Annotated in this window: 18 protein-coding genes; 5 read left to right on the top strand and 13 right to left on the bottom strand. The window is 55.0% G+C overall.

The genetic code is table 11. The annotated features are described in order from the left end of the window. Nucleotide 1 precedes the first annotated feature (1 nt). Both NR126_RS04550 and tag read right to left on the bottom strand, forming a co-directional pair. Complete coding sequence (locus NR126_RS04550) at nucleotides 2–889, bottom strand: lysophospholipid acyltransferase (protein WP_027616661.1); 888 nt, start codon at nucleotides 887–889, stop codon at nucleotides 2–4. A gap of 42 nt (nucleotides 890–931) precedes the next feature. Further along, complete coding sequence (gene tag, locus NR126_RS04545; protein WP_027616662.1) at nucleotides 932–1,489, bottom strand: DNA-3-methyladenine glycosylase I; 558 nt, start codon at nucleotides 1,487–1,489, stop codon at nucleotides 932–934. Nucleotides 1,490–1,570: 81 nt separating this feature from the next. Between tag and glyQ the strand changes: the two genes are divergently transcribed. The 4 genes from glyQ to NR126_RS04525 all read left to right on the top strand — a co-directional run bounded on the left by glyQ (nucleotide 1,571) and on the right by NR126_RS04525 (nucleotide 5,968). Further along, nucleotides 1,571–2,524, top strand: a complete 954-nt coding sequence (glyQ, locus tag NR126_RS04540; protein WP_008155694.1) for a glycine--tRNA ligase subunit alpha — start codon at nucleotides 1,571–1,573, stop codon at nucleotides 2,522–2,524. Continuing rightward, nucleotides 2,521–4,575, top strand: coding sequence for a glycine--tRNA ligase subunit beta (gene glyS, locus NR126_RS04535; RefSeq protein ID WP_256829770.1), 2,055 nt, complete (start codon nucleotides 2,521–2,523; stop codon nucleotides 4,573–4,575). The genes glyQ and glyS overlap by 4 nt, the downstream gene beginning before the upstream one ends. Nucleotides 4,576–4,581: 6 nt before the next feature. Then, nucleotides 4,582–5,115, top strand: a complete 534-nt coding sequence (gmhB, locus tag NR126_RS04530; RefSeq protein ID WP_105753522.1) for a D-glycero-beta-D-manno-heptose 1,7-bisphosphate 7-phosphatase — start codon at nucleotides 4,582–4,584, stop codon at nucleotides 5,113–5,115. A gap of 82 nt (nucleotides 5,116–5,197) precedes the next feature. Then, entirely contained in the window at nucleotides 5,198–5,968 is a 771-nt protein-coding gene (locus NR126_RS04525) for a 1-acyl-sn-glycerol-3-phosphate acyltransferase (RefSeq protein ID WP_027616665.1), read from the top strand. A gap of 470 nt (nucleotides 5,969–6,438) precedes the next feature. On the opposite strand, the gene NR126_RS04520 is transcribed toward NR126_RS04525, so the two are convergent. The 11 genes from NR126_RS04520 to NR126_RS04470 all read right to left on the bottom strand — a co-directional run bounded on the left by NR126_RS04520 (nucleotide 6,439) and on the right by NR126_RS04470 (nucleotide 22,067). Continuing rightward, nucleotides 6,439–8,811 (bottom strand): DEAD/DEAH box helicase, encoded by a 2,373-nt coding sequence (locus NR126_RS04520; protein ID WP_256829767.1) that lies wholly within the window; start codon nucleotides 8,809–8,811, stop codon nucleotides 6,439–6,441. A 128-nt stretch (nucleotides 8,812–8,939) separates the two neighbouring features. Beyond that, nucleotides 8,940–9,797: a hypothetical protein gene (locus NR126_RS04515; RefSeq protein WP_256829766.1), complete on the bottom strand. Its 858-nt coding sequence runs from the start codon at nucleotides 9,795–9,797 to the stop codon at nucleotides 8,940–8,942. Beyond that, nucleotides 9,782–10,456: a hypothetical protein gene (locus NR126_RS04510; protein ID WP_256829765.1), complete on the bottom strand. Its 675-nt coding sequence runs from the start codon at nucleotides 10,454–10,456 to the stop codon at nucleotides 9,782–9,784. Before NR126_RS04510 ends, NR126_RS04515 begins: the two co-directional genes overlap by 16 nt. A 32-nt stretch (nucleotides 10,457–10,488) precedes the next feature. Further along, the gene (locus NR126_RS04505; RefSeq protein ID WP_256829764.1) at nucleotides 10,489–11,691 is read right to left on the bottom strand and encodes a DUF3322 domain-containing protein; all 1,203 of its coding nucleotides are present in this window, start codon (nucleotides 11,689–11,691) and stop codon (nucleotides 10,489–10,491) included. Beyond that, a complete protein-coding gene (locus tag NR126_RS04500; protein ID WP_256829763.1) occupies nucleotides 11,688–15,074 on the bottom strand; it encodes an ATP-binding protein in 3,387 nt (1,128 codons plus the stop codon). Before NR126_RS04500 ends, NR126_RS04505 begins: the two co-directional genes overlap by 4 nt. Further along, complete coding sequence (locus NR126_RS04495; RefSeq protein ID WP_256829762.1) at nucleotides 15,067–15,822, bottom strand: DUF4194 domain-containing protein; 756 nt, start codon at nucleotides 15,820–15,822, stop codon at nucleotides 15,067–15,069. Before NR126_RS04495 ends, NR126_RS04500 begins: the two co-directional genes overlap by 8 nt. Beyond that, complete coding sequence (locus tag NR126_RS04490) at nucleotides 15,819–17,273, bottom strand: DUF3375 domain-containing protein (RefSeq protein ID WP_256829761.1); 1,455 nt, start codon at nucleotides 17,271–17,273, stop codon at nucleotides 15,819–15,821. Before NR126_RS04490 ends, NR126_RS04495 begins: the two co-directional genes overlap by 4 nt. Nucleotides 17,274–17,466: 193 nt before the next feature. Further along, nucleotides 17,467–18,330, bottom strand: coding sequence for a Kiwa anti-phage protein KwaB-like domain-containing protein (locus NR126_RS04485; protein ID WP_256829760.1), 864 nt, complete (start codon nucleotides 18,328–18,330; stop codon nucleotides 17,467–17,469). Nucleotides 18,331–18,334: 4 nt separating this feature from the next. Further along, a complete protein-coding gene (locus NR126_RS04480; RefSeq protein ID WP_256829759.1) occupies nucleotides 18,335–18,862 on the bottom strand; it encodes a hypothetical protein in 528 nt (175 codons plus the stop codon). Nucleotides 18,863–19,642: 780 nt separating this feature from the next. After that, nucleotides 19,643–20,398, bottom strand: coding sequence for a DUF3944 domain-containing protein (locus NR126_RS04475; RefSeq protein WP_256829757.1), 756 nt, complete (start codon nucleotides 20,396–20,398; stop codon nucleotides 19,643–19,645). Between the two features lie 532 nt (nucleotides 20,399–20,930). Then, the gene (locus tag NR126_RS04470; RefSeq protein WP_256829756.1) at nucleotides 20,931–22,067 is read right to left on the bottom strand and encodes a hypothetical protein; all 1,137 of its coding nucleotides are present in this window, start codon (nucleotides 22,065–22,067) and stop codon (nucleotides 20,931–20,933) included. A 240-nt stretch (nucleotides 22,068–22,307) separates the two neighbouring features. Between NR126_RS04470 and NR126_RS04465 the strand changes: the two genes are divergently transcribed. Then, entirely contained in the window at nucleotides 22,308–22,733 is a 426-nt protein-coding gene (locus NR126_RS04465; protein WP_256829755.1) for a hypothetical protein, read from the top strand. Nucleotides 22,734–22,783 lie beyond the last annotated feature (50 nt).

Raw genomic sequence — 22,783 nt, 5'->3', positions numbered from 1 at the left:
TTCAGTACCAGCGTTCTTCACCCGGCGGACGCTTCTTGAAGCGCTTCATGCTCCACATGTACTGGCTCGGATAGGCCCGCACATAACGCTCAACCACCTTGCTCATCGCGGCACAGGACGTCTCGGTATCGGTGCTGTACATGTCTTCGGGGGCCGCTTCGAGGATCACTTTGTAGCCTGAGCCGTCGGGCAGGCGCAGGGCATGCAGGAACACCCCGACCGCCTTGCCACCGGCCAGCATGTTCGGCACGAACTTGCTGGTCAGGGCCTGGGTGGCGAAGAAGGGCACGAAGATCCCGGCGGACTCGGCCGGCTCCGGATCAGCCGGAATACCCACGGCGCCACCTTTGCGCACTTCCTTGATCACGCTGAGAATGCCTTCCTTGGTGGACGCTGCCACCCGATTGCCCAACTGCACCCGCTGCTTGCGCAGCAGTTCATCCACCGCCTTGAGCTTGGGCGGACGGTAGAAAATGATCGGCTTGCACTGGCTGCAATAGAAGTGATTGAGCACTTCCCAGTTGCCCAGGTGACTGGTGATGCCCACCACGCCTTTACCCGACGCCAAGGCGTCCTTGAGCACGTCCAGGCCTTCGACTTCACGCACCAGGTCAATCGAACGCTGGGCCGGCCAGATCCACGCACAGGCACTTTCGGTCAGGGATTTGCCGATGTCCTTGAGGCTTTGGCCCACCAGACGCTCACGCTCGGCGGGGTCCATCTCGGGAAAACATTTGGCGAGGTTGATGCGCACCACGTCGCGGGAACGGTTGGGGGTTTTCCACATCACCCAGCCAATCGCCGAACCGACCGCCTGCACGGCCCGCCACGGGAGCAGGGCAAACAACCGCAGAGCGCCCACCAGCAAGGCGCCTTTAAACTTATCCACAGGTCACTCCTGTTGTCTGAATCCTGTTGCGAGCCGACTATTCTAACCGCCCGCCGCCAACTCGGCGTAACGATCACAATCGAGCGTGTGGTCCATGACCATGCCCGAGGCCTGCATCAGGGCATAACAGATGGTCGGACCGACGAAGGTGAAGCCGGCCTTTTTCAGCCCGCGACTCATTTCCACGGCGACCGGGGTGACGGCCGGTACCTGGGTGCGGTCCTGGAAATGATTGACCGTCGGCACCCCGCCAACAAACGACCAGAGAAACTCCACCGGATCCTCCAGCGCCAACCAGGCCTGGGCGTTGCGGCGCGCGGCCTTGAGCTTCAGGCGGTTGCGGATGATCCCGGGGTCGAGCATCAGATCGTCGATTTCAGCATCGCTCATCTGCGCCACACGTTGCACATCGAAGCCGTACAACACTTCCCGATAGCGCTCGCGCTTCTTCAGCACGGTGATCCAGGACAGACCGGCCTGGAACCCTTCGAGCAAAAGCAACTCGAACAAGCGCTGCGCGTCGCGTAGCGGCACGCCCCACTCCTGATCGTGATAAGCCATGTACAGCGGATCTTCGGAACACCAAAAGCAGCGTGGCATAAGGCTCCAGGGGGCGTGCGCACGAACGAATCGGGTATACTCCCGCTCTTTAAATCGCAGCCCAAGAAACAGGTGAATTTCGTGAGCCAGCCTACGCCAGCCGTGCGTACCTTCCAAGACTTGATCCTCGCCCTCCAGCAATACTGGGCCGAGCAAGGTTGTGTGGTACTTCAGCCCTACGATATGGAAGTAGGCGCCGGCACTTTCCATACCGCCACGTTCCTGCGCGCCATCGGCCCGGAAACCTGGAACGCCGCTTATGTGCAGCCCAGTCGTCGCCCGACTGACGGCCGCTACGGCGAAAACCCGAACCGTCTGCAGCACTACTACCAGTTCCAGGTAGTCCTGAAGCCGAACCCGGACAACTTCCAGGAGCTGTACCTGGGTTCCCTCAAGCACGTGGGCCTCGACCCGCTGGTGCACGATATCCGTTTCGTCGAAGACAACTGGGAATCGCCGACCCTGGGCGCCTGGGGCCTGGGCTGGGAAGTCTGGCTCAACGGCATGGAAGTGACCCAATTCACTTACTTCCAGCAAGCGGGCGGCATCGAGTGCTATCCGGTGACCGGCGAAATCACCTACGGCCTGGAACGCCTGGCCATGTACCTGCAGGGCGTGGACTCGGTCTACGACCTGGTCTGGGCTGACGGCCCGATGGGCAAGGTTACCTACGGCGACGTGTTCCACCAGAACGAAGTGGAGCAGTCGACCTACAACTTCGAGCACGCCAACGTCGAAAAACTGTTCGAACTGTTCGATTTCTACGAAAGCGAAGCCAAGCGTCTGATCGAGCTGGATCAACCGCTGCCGCTGCCAAGCTATGAAATGGTGCTGAAGGCTTCGCACACCTTCAACCTGCTGGATGCGCGCCGGGCGATCTCGGTGACCGCGCGTCAGCAATACATTCTGCGTGTGCGCACCCTGGCGCGTTCCGTTGCGCAAGCCTACCTGCTGGCTCGCGCCAAGCTGGGCTTCCCGATGGCGACCCCGGACCTGCGTGATGAAGTACTGGCCAAGCTGGAGGCTGCACAATGAGTGCTCTGGATTTTCTGGTTGAACTGGGCACTGAAGAACTGCCACCCAAAGCCCTGAACACCTTGGCTGAGGCGTTCCTCGCCGGTATCGACAAGGGCCTGCAAGCTGCCGGCCTGAACTACGAAACCAAAACCGTTTATGCCGCCCCGCGCCGCCTGGCCGTGCTGATCACTGCACTGGCCACCCAGCAACCGGATCGCAGCATCAACCTCGACGGCCCGCCACGTCAGGCCGCGTTCGATGCCGAAGGCAACCCGACCCAAGCGGCGCTGGGCTTTGCCAAGAAGTGCGGCGTCGACCTGAGCGAAATCGATCAGAGCGGTCCAAAGCTGCGCTACAGCCAGAACATCGCCGGCAAGCCGACCGCCAGCCTGTTGCCGACCATCGTCGAAGACTCCCTGAATGACCTGCCGATCCCGAAACGCATGCGTTGGGGCGCGCGCAAGGAAGAATTCGTTCGTCCAACGCAATGGCTGGTGATGCTGCTGGGTGACCAAGTCATCGACTGCACCATCCTGGCGCAGAAAGCCGGTCGCGATTCCCGTGGCCACCGCTTCCATCACCCACAAAGCGTGCGCATCGGTTCGCCATCCAGCTACCTGGCCGACCTGCGGGCCGCCTATGTGCTGGCCGACGCCAACGAGCGTCGCGAGATCATCAGCAAGCGCACCGAAGAACTGGCGACCCGCCAGGAAGGCACGGCTATCGTTCCGGCCAACCTGCTGGACGAAGTGACCGCGCTGGTCGAGTGGCCGGTGCCGCTGGTGTGCTCGTTCGAGGAACGCTTCCTCGATGTGCCGCAAGAAGCCCTGATTACCACCATGCAGGACAACCAGAAGTACTTCTGCCTGCTGGACGCCGACGGCAAGTTGCTGCCACGTTTCATTACCGTGGCCAACATCGAAAGCAAGGACCCGCAGCAGATCATCGACGGCAACGAGAAGGTGGTTCGTCCACGCCTGACCGACGCCGAATTCTTCTTCAAGCAAGACAAGAAGCAGAAACTCGAAGATTTCAACCAGCGCCTGCAGAACGTGGTGTTCCAGGAAAAACTCGGCAGCGTCTACGACAAGGCCGAGCGCGTTTCCAAGCTGGCCGCGTTCATCGCCCCGCACATTGGCGGCAACGCTCAATGGGCGGCGCGCGCGGGTCTGCTGTCCAAGTGCGACCTGGCGACCGAAATGGTCGGCGAGTTCCCGGAGATGCAAGGCGTCGCCGGTTACTACTACGCCCTCAATGATGGCGAGCCAGAAGACGTCGCCCTGGCACTGAACGAGCAGTACATGCCGCGCGGTGCGGGTGCTGAACTGCCAAGCACCCTGACCGGTGCAGCGGTGGCGATTGCAGACAAGCTCGACACCCTGGTCGGGATCTTCGGTATCGGCATGCTGCCAACCGGCAGCAAGGACCCGTACGCCCTGCGTCGTGCGGCCCTGGGCGTGTTGCGCATCCTGATCGACAAGAAGCTCGACCTCGATCTGACCGACGCGGTGGCCTTCGCCGTTGCTGCGTTCGGTCCGAAGGTCAAGGCCGCCGGTCTGGCTGACGCGGTCCTGGAATTCATCTTCGACCGCCTGCGTGCGCGCTACGAAGACGAAGGCGTGGATGTTGCCACCTACCTGTCGGTACGTGCACTGAACCCGGGTTCGGCACTGGACTTCGACCAGCGCGTGCAAGCCGTGCAGGCATTCCGCAAATTGCCGGAAGCGGCTGCCCTGGCCGCCGTGAACAAGCGCGTGTCGAACCTGCTGAGCAAGCTCGAAGACAGCGTGCCGACCACCGTCGAAGCCAAGTACTTCGACAACGCCAACGAGTTCTCGCTCTATTCGGCTATTCAGCAAGCCGACCAGGCGGTACAACCGATGGCTGCCGCTCGTCAGTATCGCGAGTCGCTGGCGCGCCTGGCCGCCTTGCGCGAGCCGGTGGATGCGTTCTTCGAAGCGGTGATGGTCAATGCCGAGGACGCCAATGTGCGCGCCAACCGCTATGCGCTGCTGGCGCGTCTGCGTGGCCTGTTCCTGGGTGTAGCCGACATTTCGTTGCTGGGGTAAGACCGTTTGAAACTGCTGATTCTCGATCGGGATGGGGTCATCAATTACGACTCCGACGCTTACATCAAATCGGTGGCGGAGTGGATTCCGCTGCCGGGCTCGATCGAGGCGATCGCGCAGTTGAGCAAGGCCGGCTGGACAGTGGCCGTGGCCACCAACCAGTCCGGTATTGCTCGTGGCTATTACGACATCGCCACCCTGGACGCCATGCACGCGCGTTTGCGCGAGTTAGTGGCCGAGCAGGGCGGCGAACTCGGCCTGATCGTCTATTGCCCGCACGGGCCTGACGAAGGCTGCGAATGCCGCAAGCCAAAACCCGGCATGTTGAAAACCATTGCCGCACATTACGACGTGTCGCTGAGCCACCTGTGGTTCGTCGGCGACAGTCTCGGTGACCTGGAGGCCGCAAAAGCCGTCGATTCTCAGCCTGTTTTGGTGAAAACCGGGAAGGGCGAGAAGACGCTGGGCAAGACCTTGCCGGCAGGTACGCTGATTTTTGACGATCTGGCGGCAATTGCCGCAGAACTTATTAACAACTAGAGCGATTCTGGCAGCCTGTCGTGGGACTGTTCAGAGCGCGCTTTTGGAAGGCGGGCACTGACCCGCAACGGTAAACGCGACCATGTCGATCTTGCAGGCAATCAGAACCTTTCTTTTTTACCTGCTGCTGGGCACCAGTTCGTTGCTGTGGTGCAGCCTGAGCTTTTTTATCGCGCCTTTCCTGCCGTTCAAGGCGCGTTATCGATTCATCAACGTCTATTGGTGCCGCTGCGCCCTGTGGCTGAGCAAAGTGTTCCTTGGCATCCACTACGAGATCAAAGGCGCTGAGAACGTCCCGCAGCAGCCTTGCGTAATCCTGTCGAACCATCAGAGCACCTGGGAGACATTCTTCCTCTCGGCTTACTTCCAGCCATTGAGTCAAGTACTCAAGCGCGAACTGCTGTTCGTGCCGTTCTTTGGCTGGGCGATGGCGATGCTGCGACCGATTGCTATCGACCGCGATAACCCGAAGGCCGCACTCAAGCATGTGGCCAAGAAGGGCGATGAACTGCTCAAGGACAATGTCTGGGTGCTGATTTTCCCGGAAGGCACCCGCGTCCCGTTTGGCACGGTTGGCAAGTTCTCCCGGGGAGGCACGGCGCTGGCGGTCAATGCTGAACTGCCGGTACTGCCTATCGCACACAACGCCGGCAAGTTCTGGCCGAAAACCGGCTGGGCGAAAAAGCCTGGGGTGATCACCGTGGTGATCGGTGAGCCCATGTATGCCGAAGGCACCGGTCCACGGGCGATTGCCGAACTGAACGACCGCGCGGCTGCGTGGAATGAGCAGACCCAGCGCGACATGGGCTCCTTGCCGCCACTCGCAACTGCGACCGAGCCACAGGCGATTTGAGTTTCTGTGGATAACCTGTGCACGGTTTTCTTTGAAATCGTTTCATTTATCACTTAAGTCTATGATTTAGATACATATTTCTTAAGCTGATAAAACAGGGAAAAACGTGCATAAGTTTTCGCAGTGACCCAGAAAACCGGCTTTTTAGCCGGTTTTTTTATACCCGTCCGGCGCCTTGTCTAATTGAATACACGCCCATAAAAAAGGCCAACGCAAAGCGTTGGCCTTTTTTGTACCAGCTGAGTAAACGCGGGTGTCGATGGGCATATTAAGTGTCATGGCTACCCTAGGTGGAATCAGGGTTCCACGTGGAACATGGGCACCATAAATGTCGCATTTGAGCCACGATAAGTGTCGTACTGCGGTTATTTGACCATATTAAATGTCGTTTCCGGAACCAGCATCCTCACCGTACTGAAGGAGCTTGCTGGCTGCGTCCAAAATCGAAATCCATGGGACCGACTGTGCTGCTAGAGCAAGTCCATAGTGGCTAGAGAGTCAGCCATTCGGTACCCCATCGCTTTGTAGCCCGCCTGCCGCTTATCCCACATCCTCATCAACGCGACATTACCCGCGTCTACGAAGTCGATCACTCGCACGTCGGCCTTATCGGCATGCGCTCGATGCAACCGGCCTGCGTATTGCTGAAGAATTCCTTTCCAAGAGATAGGCATTGCCAGCACCAATGTGTCCAATGCTGGATGATCGAAGCCTTCACCAACTAGCTTTCCAGTTGCAACGAGGACGCGTGGAGCATCGGGTGGCAGTGAGTCAAGATCGTGCATGCGGGCGATTCGCTGCTTTTTTGGCACACGCCCATGAAGTGTAAAAAGGTTATGCACGCGCCCCTTCAATTCAGTCTCAAGTGCATCCACATGTTCAGTACGCTCAGTCAGCACCAAAATCTTCCTACCTTGGCTAAAGGCTAGCTCAACCTCGGAGACAATTTTAGCTGTACGCTCGACATCGTCGGCTAAACGTCGAAATACATCCTGAATCCCTGAGCCATCGGGGACGACAATGGGCTTGGAAAGTAATCGGGGCACCACAGACAAATCATGAGGGGAACTTGCCGGTCGAGTAGCAGAGTGCCGGATCGGTCCGCATTGCATAAAGATGATAGGTTGCTGCCCATCACGTCGTATTGGAGTTGCTGTAAGTCCCACCACATACTTTGCAACAGCACTTCTCAGTAACGACTCGAACGAGACCGCTGACACGTGATGGCACTCATCAACTATGATCTGGCCGTAGTTTTTTACCGTATCGCTGACCTCACCTTTTCGCGATAAAGACTGCATTACAGCGATATCGATGACACCTGTGGGTTTTGCCTTTCCACCACCGATAGTACCCACGACTTCATTGCCAACACCTAGAAATGCATGCAAACGCTCTTGCCATTGCCGTAGCAGCTCAGTCCTATGCACGAGCACCAACGTGTTAACACTACGCTTCGCTATCAACGCGGCGGCAGTTACGGTTTTGCCAAATGCTGTCGGCGCACACAGGATACCGACGTCATGACTAAGCATCGAGCTGACCGCAACTTCCTGATCAGAACGCAACGTGCCGAGAAAGCTCACGTCGATGGGGTCGCCCGCAAAGCGTTCATCTTGGAACTCAGCGGTGATTCCATTTTCCTCCAGAAGCTCCAGAGCCGCATCCAAGCATCCCCGTGGTAAGGCGATGTGTTTAGGGAAATTTTGCGCGCAGCCAATGATCCGAGGCTTGTTCCAGACGGACATTCGCATTGCCTGGGCTTTATAAAACTCAGGATTTTGAAATGCCGCGAGTCGGACAAGTTGGTTTGCCAAGGGTTGCGGTAACTCCGATTTTTCGAAGTACACCAAGTTTGCCAATGTGATACGGAGAGACGCAGGTAACGGGCAAGTCAACTTATGCGATCTAGTACCGCGGCCTTTCCAAGGCTCTGCATCCCCCTCGTCCTCGACATACGCGACGCCTACAGGATCACGGTTACCCATCGCCCGGATAATAGCCGGCTCAATATCCCCAGGGCTCATCCGCTGAATGGAGGCCAGAAAGGCCCATTGATCGGAATGAGGTTCCAGTGAGTCATCTACAAATACGCTGTTATTTTGCGCCCTTGCACGCTTTTGCAAAGGCAGAGCAATGAGGTTCCCAAAGCCACCCTTCGGCATATAGTCCTGGTTTGGAAACAGTCGATCATAGGAACTGAGTGCCAATTGGCGAGTACGCTCACAGGCATGACTGATGATCGAAGCACCTAGGCGGCGTGCATCAAAAGCAGAAACATTACGGTCGAAAAAAATCCACGCATGAGCACCATTGCCTGAGCGTGAAATCTCCAATGCCACTGGGACATTTAGCTCATGACACGACTGAACAAAAGCTCGGGCATCATCACGCCATTCAGCTTCATCGAAGTCGACGGCCAGAAAGTAACAGGTGTCATCAGGGAGCAAAGGATAGATACCAACCACCACGTCGCCTGCCAAGTGACGAAAAATCACCTCATCAGTCAGCGGCAGCAATTGACGATTGCCGCAATCGCCACATTTGATTCGCGGCTTCTCACAAACCCCAGGGCGCCATTCGTTAGCACAGGCTGGCGCGTATCCTGACTTGCCGGCCTTGCTTTCCCAACGGATGGGATAAACGTCGGCTCTACCGCGAAACAGGTTTCTGAATAGGTCAACCTTGGCATCTGTATTGAGCAGCCGCGAAGCCTCAATTTGAGCAACCGGTATCTTCACCGGCTCAACAGGCAGGTGCCAATCAATCCCATGAGCGTCAAGCAAGGCAATTAGCCTCGCGTTCTCAGCTTGTAATGTCGCCAGCAGATTGGCGTCTGTCACAGCTTTCCACCTCTACCATTCAGAACCAGCGCACAACCCAGCGCTGCTGACCTCAATCCAACAGAAACATAGCGGTTATCAAAAGTCCAAGATTCTGATCTCGCATCCACGATGCTTGAGCGGCGTCTCTAATGTCCAACGACTTCAAGCAGTCCCTTAATCCACGCGATGGGCTCCGGCTTTCCTTTGGAGTCAAACACAAACTCTTGCCCTCGCGCTGCGCTTTTGAGAAGACAGAATTCCCCATCGGAAGTCCAACGATTCAGGTCTGGATGGAAGCTCAACATAGATATTCCGTCACTAGGGAACAACCAAGACGGCATCCTCCATTGAGTTTGGTTTAGAGCACCTGGTGCTGTGAGCATCAGGGTGTCATGAATATGGGGAAACACCCCTGCACCAGGAGTATTCGTCAGCTGCCCATCGAAAACCAAATGGTCAGCTGCCAAATACAACGTGTTCGCCTTGTCTTTACCATAAGAGAAGTGGGGGTGATAGCGCGCCCAGGGAATGGCCGTATCAGCTAAATCATCCACTTTCAAAATTTCTCCGACTTGCAGCCATCCCCAGATAATGTGCCGAGCGGGTTCACTTCTAATGAATCTCCAGACACCATCAATTTTTTCGACGGTCCGAAAAGAACCAAAGAAAATGAAGATATCCCCAGCCTGTACCTTTTGATTGAGCAGGTGCCCCTGTGCGCTACCAGTTTGACCGAGTACAGGCCTCCATCCAGGCTGCCGTTTCAAGGCTGTGTGACGCAAATCGGGATCTAGATGGGCGAAATGTCGCACACGCTTCGGTTCATCTGTTAATTGCGCAACCAGCTCGCCCACATCAAGGCCATCGAACTGGATATCGGAGTATCCAATAGACGAAGCTTTGTCTGGGATAGGTAGGGAAAACAAGCGTCCATCCGGCAAGATTGGACTTGGGCAACCACCGGCAGCTGAATCAAAACCCTTTCGACTTAAGATGATCCGCATCGACGTCCTCCACAGGGAGTTTTGTTCAGCACTTCGTCTTCCGGCCAATCCGTCGGGTTGCTATGTCGCCCTGGCTGATAGCGCTCTTTAATGTATTGGATGAAACGCAAGGCCTGTTCAGGTGGCGTCAAACGCCCGTGTGCTGACTGCCCCTTCGGTAACCATGGCCGACACTCGACGGGAATGCTTATTGCGCGAGCGCCAAAGTAGTAAAACGTATCCGCCACCAGAACGTACTGACCTGAAATGTCTCGTTTTAGGTCGAATTCGCTAGGCCCAGAATCAGCCCAGTGGTTCGGATTTTTGAGCTGTTCGAAGTGTGAAAACTCGCATGCACCGGTTACCAAGGGACGGTAGATATTGTCGCCTGCCTTGGGTATAGGGCCAGGCAGTTGCATGTCCGGAATCTTGTCTTGAAAACGATGATCGTTGAAGTAATCACGCAAATGACGCTTCTCGCCAACCCGCATAAGGTAAATCAATCGCTCTTCACCGACGTGATCACCGGTCAGTGTCACTGACGTGAAACCTGCAATCCATTGACCTGCATGCTTGGCCCGGCGAATCATGGGTTTACAGGTCGCAAGGGTGAGAGTGCAGCCAAAAGGGTTAGGCGCGAACCCTGTGTCGTGGGTCATCTTGTAGCTAAACAATTGCATCAAGGCCTCCTTACTCGATGAGTTCACAACCCCTACGGGCTGACCACCGTCGCATCGGTAAAGGCCCAATTTGCAAGGCGTTGCTCGACGTAATCTTGAGACAACCGCTCCTGTTCCAACCGGCCAACCCCAAAACTATTGGAGCGTAACCCGTCAAATAAGACCCGCTCGACAAAGGTCAGGCCCTGCTCAGGCAGCTCTGCTGGCCGCTCTTCACACACTCCCCGATCAACGTGCGCAAGCAATGTCTCCTGATCCATCATCAAGGCCTCAACATGCGGCTGTCTTTGTCTCGCATCGGCGAGAAACCTCAAACCCCAGGTATCAAGATCGCCCCAGTACCCAACACGTCGATCCTTCAGCCATTCAGCTTGTAGCCAGGCTGTGTTGGCTCCTCCGCCAAATACCGCAACGGTGTTTGGTAATTCGGGAAGCTCGTATCCAGCTTGGAGGTTCTCAACGACCAGCACGTTCCGAGCGGGCAAGGGGTAAGTCACCAGATGCTCGAAGGGCAATCGAAGGAGATCAATCCCAGCAAAATACTCTTTCGCTTCAGTGCAAAGTGGTTTCACGTGAAGCCAATTAGACGGAGTCGCGCGACAATCTAGCCAAGCTTCTAATCCACCGTGGGCGGAAATCTCCTGGCCATGCATCGCATCCAACAGTGCGATAATCAGCGTCTGGTTCAGCTCTACGAATTTGGTATCCACGCCTTGGAGCGGTAGGGCCCGCAAGTAGCGTTGCTGGCCCAATCCGCGATGCAGCTGCGGCAGCACACTAACCAGCAAATGGATATCCGCCATCGAGAGCCTCTCTAATTCCCAAAGCTGCTTGATGAGCGTGGTGAACAGAGTCCTGTCCAACGAGAGCAACGGCTCCATTCGCTCCGCCCATCCCTGGCTTCTCTCAATCGCTGTAGCTCCCAGCACAGCTATAAGAGCCTGGGTGGAATTGATTTCCAGCCTGATGGGGACATCACATTCACCGACTTGCCGAAATTGCTTCTTCACCCAAGTCACCTGATGCGGCCATGGCCATTTACGCCAAGCTGCGATATAGCCATGGAAGTGGGCAAGGTCCTCAAGCAGCTGGTTACCCGTTGGAGGCTTCAACGCACAAGTGACTGGGAACGGCCGAGTCCCAAGAAGTCGCTCCCGAAGCCGGCTAGAGTGATCCCACTCCAGCCGACGCAACTCATCAATAGCATCCTCCGGCAGTCGTCCCCAAGCCCTCATAGGGCCGGCTCCACTTCAATCCCCAATGAGCTGGCAACCGTTTGCAAACTTTGTTGTTCATGTCGCGCCAATTGTTCGTCAATCTCTTCCCACGTGACCTCGCAGAGCCGGCTCTCATGCTTCTCCTCGTTACGCTCAGCGATCAACAGCGACCGCGCCGATTCGCGAGCAAGATTGAGGTTCTTGTATGGCGTAATCAGATTCACGTGAATCTTCAGCTCTCGGAATACCTTAAGCACCCGACGGCTCACTGCTTCCGCAGTGTTGGAGAACGCCTCATCCAAGAATACGGTGCAGTAGAGCGGGCGATCACTACCATCGGGGGTGAGCACGTAAGCCAAGCTCGCGGCGACAATGGTTCCAGCAAACGACTCCTTTTCCCCGCCGGACTTACCGCTGGAAGATTCCAGCACATCGCGAACTCTTTTACTGCCTTTCTCAACCTCCTCGGCAAAGAAGGACAGCTGGTAACGCGAGTCAAGGAGGCGAAGGCTTTCCATGTTGCCTGAAGTCGCAGGATTGGTAGCCTTATCCAGCTTCTCGATCAAATCCTTTAGCTCGACAAACCGAGCCTCATGATCATCACTTCCGGCTCTCGCGAGCACACGCATCAGTTGGCTGTTGAAAGCTTTCACGTGCTCGAAAATTTCTGGCCGGCTTCCTAAGCGAAGATAAGTACCTTGCTTAAACTCAGTGCGCTCCAAGACACCGTTGATAGTTTCGATTCGGTCCTGAATATCTTCGCGCTCCGCTTGGATGCCCTGGCTGATTCGAGCCAGAGACTGGGTTGCGTTGCGGTTCAGACGCTCTCGGAAACGCTCCACCAGATCTGGCAAGCCCTCCTTTTCCAAATGGGTAAGGTGGTCGACATACTCATCCAGCCCTTCCACACCTGCGAGCCAGTCATTCGCAATGATTGGCCATTTTGCTTTGAATTCAGCGACTATGCCGCTCGCTTTCGTAGAGGCTTTAACCTCACGGGTATGGGCTTTCTTTTGCACATCCTCCAACTCTGAACGGTGGCGGCCTTCAATCTCCACAGCCGCATCCAAGTCATCGAGATGCAGCTGTCCGATTCGTTTGGTTAGCAACTCGCGCACGGTATCCGTCACACCAGATTTGGCTATCTCGTACGCCCGATCAAGCTGCCGATTCGCTTGCGCGACGTTGATTTCCACCCCACCAACCCTTTTGCTAACTTGCCCTTTCTGTTCCTGAACTTTCTTCAAGTCATCGCCAGCCTGTTCCCAGCGCGCCTTCGCCACTCCCAGCTCACTGCCCGGTCGCTCAAGTGCCTGTAGATCGTCCTTGAGCGATTGCATACGATCTTGTGCAGACTGTATATCGATGGCCGTCCAACTGACTTGGGCGATCCGCTCCCACACTCTTATGTGCTTTTCGAGGTCGTCCATCACTGAACGAGCATCCACGACAAGCTTGTCTAGGCTCAGTACTTCTGCCTCCAGCACGACGCGCTCTGCCCTTAATGCCGTCAGGCGGCTTTTGTTGCTGAAGCCCAGACACCAATAGCGTGGGTCATCAATGCGCTGCTGATCCTTTTTCTCAAAACGCCCTTTATCTAGGTGTACCAACCCCTGAATGGTCATTGAGAAGTCGGTTTGGTCCAGTTGCTCCGTAGACTCCACACAGTGAAGGTCGAAACGCGAGAGATGCTTCTTCAGCCAATCACGATAGCGGTGGGGCTTCCAATCTAGCTTTCTTAGAAAACCATCTACCAGAAATTCAGCGGTTTGCTGATACTGATTGAGCCGAACAACCTGCACCCTTACGTGGAGTCCGGTGTGACGGGTATTCAGCCATTTGGTAACCAAGCGATATTGCTGGTCTGGCACCAGCAGAGTGGTGCGATGCCCTCCCAATGCACGTTCAATTGCACCTCGCCAGGGTCGCTGCTCCTCCTGGACATCAATCAGCTCGCCGACGAAGACAACCTCTGCTCGATCAAGGGACAAACTCTCAACCAACTGATCACGGAGCTTCTGATAGGAGGGTTCAATGTTGGAGTCTGGCCTGGACTCAATTTCATCGATTTCACTCACTAACTCCTTGAGCCGTGCTTGCTCACTGGACAGACTCGCGGCCGATGAGGCAAATTGATCCTGCTTCGCTTGGCGTAACGCGGGCATATCCTCCAGTGCATCTTGCGCCTTAGCTTGATTGAGCCTGAACGGATCTAACGCCAACGTTTCTGGCAAACCGAGAGATCGCGCATCCATTTGATACGCGCGCGCATCACGTACACTCGCGTAATACCCGTCCGTTGCAATTTTCAGTTCCTTCCGAAGACCCTCTAGTCGCTCACCACCTTGCGACTGGTAGGCATGGAACAGTGTCTGTACACGTTCTGTTGCTTGCCCCTCCAAGCTTTCCAGGCGCGTCACCTCATCCGCCAACTGAAGCAGCTCCACGTCATATTGCTTCAGCCTTACCTGCCACAGTCGAGAGCACTGCTCACCAAAGTAGACTGGCAGACTCGCTAGTTCTGCCAAAATTTGCCTCATTTCCTCCCTGGCTTGATTCAGCACCTGGCTGGTGGCGGGCAGTTCAATCAGGGCGTCCCGCTGCCGCCGAGCATCATCAAGTTCGTTATGGATGCTGACCAAGTCATCGAACTCGTTGACCGCAAGCTTGGCATGCTCTCGAACCTGGCTAGGCTCCAGTACCAAGTCTCGAATTAGGCTGGTGAGATCATCAATTTTCTTCAAACCGAGTGCTCGGGAAAGCAGGGCGGGAGCGTTGCGATTTTCCATTCGCAGGAGGCGTAAATACGTTTCTTGGTATTCGGTAAAAGAATCGAACGCATCCACTAAAGGTTCTTCTTTGAGATGCTGCTTCAGCACACGTGCATTGCCCTCACCGAAGACATGCAACAGCTCCTCCAAACGCACATCGCGCTTACCCACCACAAATAGATGTTTGAGGTCTTTGAGCGAGCTGCTGGGCTGGGTAATCCAAAACAAGGCCGCCAACGTGATCTGCGAACCATCTTCCGCTTGGTAAAGCGCCCGGAGCCCTGTTGCGGTAGCCCCAGAGCGCTTCAATAGGGTGGCTGTCTCGTTACCATCATGGGCCTTGCCATAGTTGCCTCGAACGTAGGACATCAGGGTCCGATCCGTGCGGTCCCCTTGAGCAGCCGCGATGTTGAACGACGCCTTGCTGGATGGCAGCAACAGCGCCATCAAGCCATCGATGAGCGTCGACTTGCCTGCACCATTGTCCCCGGTGATGAGAGTACCCTCGGAATCAATCTTCGCGGAATGCAGACCATGGAACGACCCCCAGTTATATACAGAAAGCTCTGATAGGCGAATTTGCCCCGTACTGAACAACTCACTCAGACTCAGCTCCGTCGTCTCAAGCATCTTGCACCTCTTCATCCGTACTGACATCCGCGTCGCCGGCTAGGCGCTCGTATTCCTTCAGAAGGCGTTCAAGAAAATCGGCATTGACGACATAGCGGATCACCGGGGTGATCTCAAAACGCTCGTCGTCTCCCCTAACGGCACTGATTAGGCGCTTCTCTTTGAATAGTGTCAGCGATCCATTGAGCGTCCTGCGTTCGGAACGCGAGCTGTAAGTCAGTGGTAAAAAAGGTGTCATCAATGTCTCAATCCGCTCGATATCAATGATGATCTTCTGCTCACCTGCTGTTTCTCGCTCCTGGTAGTGCTTGCGCAGCACCAGTAACAGCAGCGTGTCGTAGAGGCTGAGCGTGCGCTTGTTGATCAGGCGTGATGCTTCATCTGCTTCCTCGTCCTGCTCTTCCGCCTCCTGCTGTAACAAGATGGCAATCCCGGCCTTCATGTCTAGCAACATACGCATGAACATATTGCCCAAATGCTCTGCGATGAGGACCTCATGCCGGCACAACGCCTCGAATGCAAGGCGTTTACTATCAGCCATCACCACCCCTTGGCGTAGTAACAGCACCAACGCTCGCCGGGCTTCTAACGGCATGCCTACATCTGAAGTCTCAACGGAAGGCGGTACAGCCAGATAATCCTCAATGGGTTCCACTTCATCGCTGACCGAGGGCGGTTCGGGGATATTCGTTCGATATTGATCGAACAGTGCAGGAGCCTGTTGGGAATGCTGTTTTTCCTCGCTCATAAGGCCAGTTCCTTTAGATCCGTTGGAAACTGCTCGGCAGACATAAGCAGCGCGGGAATATTCGCCCGAATCCCATTGCCGGCCCGATCTACGACCACCAGACATTCTGGGTGCTCCAGCATCACCGCACTGACCGCTTTGGCGATTCGCACATGGGCCACCAGCTCTTCCAAGCCACCGGTGATAGGGCGGTGATTGACAATGCCCGCCACCGTCATCGGGCCATGTTCACTGAGCAGCTTCTTAACGTCCTGAGCTACCTCCAGCGCTTTGACGGTATTGAGATGGTCCAACATGCCAAGGCTGGCCACGTGACTGTTCGTGTTGGCCGTCACTTGGCGAGTGTCTAATCGTTCCTCAGGTAGACGCAAATGAATACTGGACGGTGAGCGGACGCGCAGGCTGCCTGTCGGTAGGTTCACTACCACAGGCTCGCGTAAGCCCCGATCCTGCTCTTTGAAATTCACAGCCAGCCGCTCAAGCTGGCGAAGCAGGCGTTCGACTGCCCGCCGTTCTTGTTGAGCACCACTTTCTACAAATGCTCGAAGGCTTTCCTCAGTACGGCGCCTCACGAAGAACACCCGCTCACTTTCCTTGCCCAACTCTCGAACCAGATGGGACAGGTAACGCAGTTCTTCTGGTTTCAGGTACTGAGATGCAGGACGTGCCAGGATTGAGCGGATTTGCTCCCGGAATTCAATGATTCGATTCTGATCACAAAGCAACTGATAAAAACCGTCGAACGCCTGTCCGGCATCGGTTTGGAGCAGCTCGCTTTCATACTCCATCAGCGCCTTTACCACCTCGCCGCGTCCTGACTCAGACTCAATCATGCGGATACGCATGCGCTGATCGAGTTGGCGAATTTCGTCTTCCAAGCGGCGAAAATCACCCGTGAGGACTGACGTCAGCTGATAGAGTCCTCTAATTCGCTCACGTTGCTCGGGGGCTTTGAGTTCTGGCACCTCGCCCATCTGCAACCGTTCAATCTCCAGATCGAGTTCTTGCCGGCGTGCATTCAGCAGCGTGATTCGTTCCTCAGCATTGGGGCTAAGTGCGATAGCCAAATCTCGTACCGCGTCCTGGACGATGCGCAGGTGCGAGGCCGTGGCGTTGGTATCCCGCTGGTCCAAGCTTTGGGCAAAGCGCAACGCCAGCTCGAAGGCGTCGGTTCGGGTGAGCTTGTCATCGTGCTCGCGCAACCAGCCTGCCTGAATCCATTGACGTAGGTAGGTGCCGGCATTGTCGTGCAGGCCAAAAACTTCTTGCCAATGGGGCAATTCGGCCTCTAGCGCAACACGCGCTTTACCAAATGGCACTTCGCTGTCTTGCGCAAAGAGGTCATGGATGAACGCAAGAACAATCGGAGCATTGTCTGCATGTAGCAGGCGCCAGGCCGCATGCTCGGAGAGCAGTCGTCTGAAGCGTGCCTGCTGCTCGTACAAACTCATCGACACCTCCTTCTGCAATGAAACAGGCTCCGGTGCTGCTCACAGACAACATCCGCGTGATGCATCTACGATAGCTGAACGATGACTCTGAACAACTAGCTTCGTCTGTTCGCGCCTATGGTGTCCGATCTGAGCTTGTAGATTGGCCAAATTAGGGTGCACTGGAGCTGCGTTACCCCCTCACCCAAAAAAATTAATCAGCAACTCTCTTGGAGTTGGAAATATACCGAGTGCTAGACAGAGGAGACTCGTAGTAATCCTCGTCCAGAAAACGAAGAAGCTTCTTCAAGTCAGTTTTGTTATTCGGGATGGTTATTTTTCCATCCTCGGTAAGATTGAGATCAAGCTGCATAGTATTGGCTACAGCGCTGATATGCTCTATAGGGTAGTGATCTAACACACCCGACTGAAGAATTAGAGATATTTTCTTCCGCGTTTGAGGCCCAGCATCAAGTACAAATTGATTAATGTCTTCTACAGACATTTTCTCGTGCTGCGCGAAGGAAGAAACCTCTTCGTTCGTGGCTTCTCGATAATACTCGCTCAACTCAAACACGCGCTTTGCGAAGTGAAAGCTTTGGAATTTTAGAACATTGCCCTCTAAAACCGCTAGAAGCTTTTTATCAAATGTCAGCCCAGAGTCAGTCATTTTTTGAAACTGTTCCCCAGAGAAGAACATTGAAAGTAAGGTTCGTGAGATTAAACGCCTCCTTTCAAAAAGCTGGACCAAAATCTGTGTAGCTCCATTGCTCTGAACTCCGACAAACAGAGCCTTTACTAGATCTAAGCTATGATTTTGAGGGTCGAACTGATCCACAGCCAATGGGTTGGCGACCGCAGCGGCAAGGCCATCCACATCCGGAAAATCAGCTATAGATAGCAACTCGCTTTCGTCAGGCGTATATCTGCCATCAAATGGAATAACTTCGTCTATACCTTGGAAAAAACTGTCGCGCTGGCTCTCAAATAATACTCTAACCTCTTCGCCAAGCTCAGCAGACATCGGAAACCTGATTACCCTAGAGCCTGCGAGATCAGTAACTGCAAACAAATTCATTCCATTATCCCTTAATTGACGAATCCAATATACCGTATTCCGTTAACTGCACCACAGTGGTTATGCTTTTTAGATTATTAATCGTTCTCTTTGTTATCAGTAAATATGTTACACCTTCCTGAGTTTCCACTTCATAAAAGTGGTACCCAATAAGTCCTAGGACGGGATTTACATGAAGCGCATGAGTTGTCCACAACACAAACATGAGCATCAGTCCAGCTAATATCCAGGCACCAACTTCCTGGCCCGCTTCCCCTTTAAAAATTAATGGCAGCGCATAGGCGATAAAAAACCCCAGAACCTCTTTATCTGCACTCTTAACTTTCTTTATCGTTATGGGTAATTGCTCAAATTTCGAGGCCGCAGCAGTTACAATCCAGCTTGAAACAATGCCAAGTGCAAGACATGCACATACAGCTAATATAGCCATGAGCCAATCATGATCGCGAGCGGCAAATATATAGGCTAGCGAAATTGAAACCGGAGCGACTGCGGTCAGCGCAAGAATTACTCTAGTCGGCTTTCCTAACATATATCCTCCGTCCCTATACGGGATCATAGCCCAACGCCTATGGGCGCGCCCCAGTTTTCTTCAGGCGCAAAACCTTCATGATTTCACTTATGAAATACTGTGTGTTGGCGCCGACGCCAAATTGACCCACGTGCTGACGCAAGACTGACCCACCTCCAATCTGCCCAAATTCAGCAAAGGCAATGTTTTGCGAGGAACAGACTGGGTCAGTGACATATCGGCAACTGGATCAATTCGGCGTCGGCGCCAACATCGCGTGCACTGTTGGCGAAGGCGCAGCGGATCTAGCAAGCTCCGCAGTTGAAACGATTGCTGAAAACCCTGGTAAGACCGCCTTGCTAATCGGAGCTACGATAGCTACAGGGGGGGTGGCGCTGGCCGCAGCTCCAGCTATTGGAGCTGCGGTTAGTGCCGCAGGCTTTGGTGTTGCGGGAGGTACACTTAGTGGAGCTGCGGCAAGCTCAGCCGGCCTCGCCGCCCTAGGCGGTGGAAGTTTGGCTGCCGGAGGAGCCGGGGTGGCTGGTGGTACAGCGGTTTGTGCTGCTGCCGGCGCTGTCACTGGAGCGACAGTTAGCGGAGCAGTTGTGGCGGTCACATCTGAATCCAACAGCTAAACGTAGATTTCCGACGCGAGCGCAATGACACGCAGGGTCTTTTGGGCCGTTCGGTCGCCTTGGACCGTCCTCCCTGGAAATTAAAAACCCGACTGACCAGCCGGGTTTTTAATGCTCCAGAATAGAAGAATTTTCAGAGAAACCTGTATCGTTTGGCTCCTCAGTATTAGCCAAACGATACCTGGGAAGCCAAATCTCCAATGCTATGCTTCTGACGAAGCGCAGCAACCTGAATCACCGCAGGAATGGTGACACGGTAAGCCGCGCTCGCTACATCAACCGCAGTCCAAGCGCCCGTAATAGCCCAACCAACGGGCCCCATGAGCACGGACATGGTCTTCGTCAGCGCCGCGTTTGCAGCAAGTGTCAGCCCTCTACCTATCAGATGTTTAAGTACAGTATTAACGATGATCAGAGTTAACTGATAAGACTTAAACCCACCGGCTCTAAAGACTGTCTGAAAAACACCGACCATCGCTTCGGGTGTCAAGAGACCAGCGTTACTGATCCCTACGGAGCCCGCAAGCTCTTTGATCTGTGCTGCACTCATGCTTTCAATAGCGTCGGTTAGAATTTTCATCAGCAAATTGCCTTCGATTTTCTCAACACTGCTATTGCTGTTGTAATTGACTTTTAGTTTGTCGCATACGTCCTGCAAGACCTCTCGGTAGAGAACGCCCTTGCCGCCACGGAACATTGTTGCAAACGTGTTCCCGCCAAAACACTGGATTTCAGCCGCGATCAATTCCCAGTATTTGTTATGGTCCGGGTGCCAACGCTTATAAGCGTCATAGGTGGTCAGCTCCTCTGTCATTCTGATGTCTCCATCCTTGTCGTAAACAAGGGTGTAGACCAAGTCATTCAGCGATTCGGAGTCAATTTTTGAAAGAAATTCAAGATCTGGATCTTCTCTATAAGCCATCGTGCGCTCCCTATTATTTTCTCGTCAGCATCCTAGTTCGACAGGACGTAGCCAGCTCAGCTACCCCGCCATCACGCAACAGGGCCATCAATTTGACATCGTCGCGTATAACTTTGTCTAGTTCAAAACATTCCAGAGAGCTATCGGCATAGATAGACCGTGCTTGAACCGTAGATGAAGTCGTGCCGTCAACCAACAGGTAAGCCTCAGACGCACTGTCAGCCGGCATATTTTGGGACGACCGTGACGACGGGCATTCGGCTGCCTGGCGCTGACCGCAAGGAGCGACGGCAAAAATGATGATCGCGTTTTTTCCGTTAGCAGAACCTGAAACAGACCATATGCAGACTGGACGTTGTTTTGGTACGAGGCATTAGCGATCAATTCGTACTTCGTTAAGCACGACAGCCGCTTACCTCCAATCAATGTTGTGAGAAGCGCTGTCCCAATCGAATTTAACTAGAGTCGATAGACTGCCCCCTCGCTAGAATCGATTCGTTGCCCACAGACAAAACGCTCGGCGTCGCGGCACCTATCGAGGAATCACAATCTCTTCATCTAGCACGTCCACCACGCCTGGTTTGAGGGGATCGATCCAATCTGCTTTGGCGCGTCCCCAACGGAGCAGTTCGAGTTGCTCCATAGAATGCTCATGGCGTTCGGCGCTCTCTTCCAGAGCATTGAGATACTCACGAATGACTTGCGCCCGCCGCCAGTTCTGCGCATCGACTTCAAGTTTTGCCAGCCGCTGCTTTTCCGCGTCTTGTCGACGCTTTCGCTCCAGCGCAACTTCGCGAACTCGCTGGCGCTCGGCGTCTTCAATCGCCTGACGTTCATTGCGAACCAGAAACCCGACCGCTCTGGTAGCCATCAGGCCAACGAGTTTGTTGAGCTGTTGCTCAACCGAGTGACGATCCGAGTCCGTTATTTTTCCGCCATAACCATCATCGGCCATCACCTGAAGTCGACCGGACGGCGTGAATTGCCATTTCGGCCAGTAGCTCCAGCCGCCCTTGGCTTTTTCGGCTAACTGAGCAGCTGATGGCACGTAATCTGAACGCAAGGACGATTCATACAGGCGTAAACGCAGAGCGTCGCCAAACATCACGACCTCGACCTGGTGTTTCCCTTGCTGAACGATATACCCACGTTTCTCCAGCGCCTTCAGCAGCGTGTCCGCCACCCTCAATGCGCGACTTTGCAGCGCGGCAGATACCGAAATATTCAGCCCGTTACCGTGCGTCTGAGGCATTCCGCGCTGATCGATGATCGGTCGCACTAATGCTTCGCGAGCAGCCGCGACAACGGGATGCCACACCTTGATGCGCTCCGGTACCACAATCTGGTTTTCGGGCTGCTGCTCAAAGGTCAGTACTTGCTGAAGACGGCTGTCTACCACTTCAGTGGCCTGAGCCTGAGGAGAGAGCTGCCCGACGGGGCGATACAAATAACCGGGATGGCCAGTGTATTCGCGCAGCTTGGGGCGCGGGGGCACGCGCTTACCCGCCTTGACCTTGGCCCAATGACCCCGTGGCGGCGTGGGGATTTGCAGGCGTGAGCAGAGCTTTTTCAGCCCGACGTCGGACAGGCCGTAGCGCGGCGCGACCGCCTGCACCGGCTCGGACCAGACTTCCTCCAGCAGCTTTGCCCGGTCATAGCGTTCCACCATTTAACTCATCCTCGATTATGCGCAGCGCGGTTCGACTCCCCCTGTTCCGCGCCTAACCACGCACCCGGGAAGCCGTCAGGCCCCCCTCGGATCACCTGCCGGGCCCAAGCCGACCTCGCCCGTCACCAGGGAACCATCGTATGGTTGTAAACCAAAGTGTTGATAAACATGTGTTGACAGTCTCCAACCGCTGACATACCGTAAAGACCATATCAACCGTTTACCCAACAGGACATAACCATGGTCGACACCATTAAAGCCGCACTGAGCCAACTCACCACCGAGGCTGACCTGATCCACGGCACCGCCGCCTTGGTCGAGAGCATCAAAGCCCACACCCACCTGTCCTACAAAAAAATCGGCGACGCCGCCGGCGTGACCGAACAAGGCGTGCGCCGCTGGCGTGAAAACAATTCGGGCCAAGCGTCGCGGGTTCAAGCCCTGGTGAACTTTGCTCAGAGCCTCATTACTGCACCGGCGGGGGCGGCCGTACGACCCGCTGCTGGCAACGCCGCCGATGCCCTGCGTGCGGTCACTCCGTTGGCGGTCCAGACCTGCATCAAAGAGGGGCTGGAGACGTTGTTGGGCATCGGCCTCAGCACCTGCACTATCGTAAAGCTTGAGACCCACAACGGTAAAGTCACCATCGAGCTGGCGCTGGAATAATCCTCGACCCCACCAGCCCCTACCGTTCAATTCAAGGCGACGGCGATGGC

This window comes from Pseudomonas sp. Pse1 (genome assembly GCF_024519635.1).
In the GTDB taxonomy this organism is placed as follows: Bacteria; Pseudomonadota; Gammaproteobacteria; order Pseudomonadales; family Pseudomonadaceae; genus Aquipseudomonas.
This window is presented reverse-complemented; position numbering and strand designations above follow the sequence as displayed.

Bases quoted from the DNA above. Each gene is read 5' to 3' on its own strand.
- tag (WP_027616662.1), bottom strand. From the start codon at position 1,489: ATGCCACGCTGCTTTTGGTGTTCCGAAGATCCGCTGTACATGGCTTAT.
- glyS (WP_256829770.1), top strand. From the start codon at position 2,521: ATGAGTGCTCTGGATTTTCTGGTTGAACTGGGCACTGAAGAACTGCCA.
- NR126_RS04525 (WP_027616665.1), top strand. From the start codon at position 5,198: ATGTCGATCTTGCAGGCAATCAGAACCTTTCTTTTTTACCTGCTGCTG.
- NR126_RS04515 (WP_256829766.1), bottom strand. From the start codon at position 9,797: ATGCGGATCATCTTAAGTCGAAAGGGTTTTGATTCAGCTGCCGGTGGT.
- NR126_RS04510 (WP_256829765.1), bottom strand. From the start codon at position 10,456: ATGCAATTGTTTAGCTACAAGATGACCCACGACACAGGGTTCGCGCCT.
- NR126_RS04505 (WP_256829764.1), bottom strand. From the start codon at position 11,691: ATGAGGGCTTGGGGACGACTGCCGGAGGATGCTATTGATGAGTTGCGT.
- NR126_RS04500 (WP_256829763.1), bottom strand. From the start codon at position 15,074: ATGCTTGAGACGACGGAGCTGAGTCTGAGTGAGTTGTTCAGTACGGGG.
- NR126_RS04495 (WP_256829762.1), bottom strand. From the start codon at position 15,822: ATGAGCGAGGAAAAACAGCATTCCCAACAGGCTCCTGCACTGTTCGAT.
- NR126_RS04490 (WP_256829761.1), bottom strand. From the start codon at position 17,273: ATGAGTTTGTACGAGCAGCAGGCACGCTTCAGACGACTGCTCTCCGAG.
- NR126_RS04485 (WP_256829760.1), bottom strand. From the start codon at position 18,330: ATGAATTTGTTTGCAGTTACTGATCTCGCAGGCTCTAGGGTAATCAGG.
- NR126_RS04480 (WP_256829759.1), bottom strand. From the start codon at position 18,862: ATGTTAGGAAAGCCGACTAGAGTAATTCTTGCGCTGACCGCAGTCGCT.
- NR126_RS04475 (WP_256829757.1), bottom strand. From the start codon at position 20,398: ATGGCTTATAGAGAAGATCCAGATCTTGAATTTCTTTCAAAAATTGAC.
- NR126_RS04470 (WP_256829756.1), bottom strand. From the start codon at position 22,067: ATGGTGGAACGCTATGACCGGGCAAAGCTGCTGGAGGAAGTCTGGTCC.
- NR126_RS04465 (WP_256829755.1), top strand. From the start codon at position 22,308: ATGGTCGACACCATTAAAGCCGCACTGAGCCAACTCACCACCGAGGCT.